Annotated in this window: 2 protein-coding genes; both read right to left on the bottom strand. The window is 34.6% G+C overall.

From position 1 onward, the window contains the following. The coding region (locus ACFSY7_RS10310; protein WP_380147773.1) for an ATP-binding protein at positions 1-314 on the bottom strand (314 nt) is incomplete at its 3' end. Next, on the bottom strand, positions 311-816 hold a 506-nt coding region (locus ACFSY7_RS10305), incomplete at its 5' end, for a Mu transposase domain-containing protein (protein ID WP_449274624.1). The genes ACFSY7_RS10305 and ACFSY7_RS10310, both read right to left, overlap by 4 nt.

The following is an 816-nucleotide window of genomic DNA, read 5'->3' as shown; positions in this document are numbered from 1 at the left end:
CCTAATAATATGCAGTTTTCTCCATTCCCAATATATCGACATGTTAAGATCTCTTTAACACGTTGTTCACTAATACTAGGTTGTAATGAAAAATCAAAATCAGCTAAGTTTTTCACATAAGGAAACTTTGCTTGAGAAACTCGTTTGGCTAGTAATTGTGATTCTTTGTACGTCCACTCAGCTTCTATCACCTGATTTAAGAATTCGAAATATGATATATTATTAGATGAAGCACTTTCAACGAAACCATCTAATTGATGGGCTGTATTTTCCAAACCAAGCGCCTTTAGGCGCTCTTCAAGAAGCGTTTTCATACTTGATCACCTTCTTCGAATAAGGCATATATAGCTAATGAACGTTGTTCTACATCTGGTGCTTGTGAAAGAGTAGAATCTACAGATTTTGGGGTCGCCAAACCATTTGAATCTGTTGTTTTCTGCTCTTTTTTTGTTCCAGGTAATCCCGCATAATGCGATGTTTGTTGAACCATTTGATGTTTCTTTTTACTTAAAGAGTGTGTGGCGATACATTCGATTCCATCATAAATTTGCAGCTTTTCATCTTCTATTCGTAGTTTTACAGTTTGACCTACATAGCGATAAGGAACTGAATATTGATTTCCTTCAAATGAAATTAAACAATCTTTACTAACTTCGCGTTGTTGCCAGCTACTCAAAGAATATAGTGGTTTATGATTCCAAGGTTTTAAAAAAGCTTGTTCCTGAATAAATCTTTCATGTGGCGTTTGTTGTGTTGTCTGATTTTTCTTTGTGTGAACAATATCATTCAGCCATTTATGCAATGATTCATTTAATG

Source organism: Kurthia populi (genome assembly GCF_042686175.1).
In the GTDB taxonomy this organism is placed as follows: domain Bacteria; phylum Bacillota; class Bacilli; order Bacillales_A; family Planococcaceae; genus Kurthia; species Kurthia populi.
Note: the sequence above shows the minus strand (reverse complement) of the source record. Positions and strands in the feature narration are given on the sequence as shown.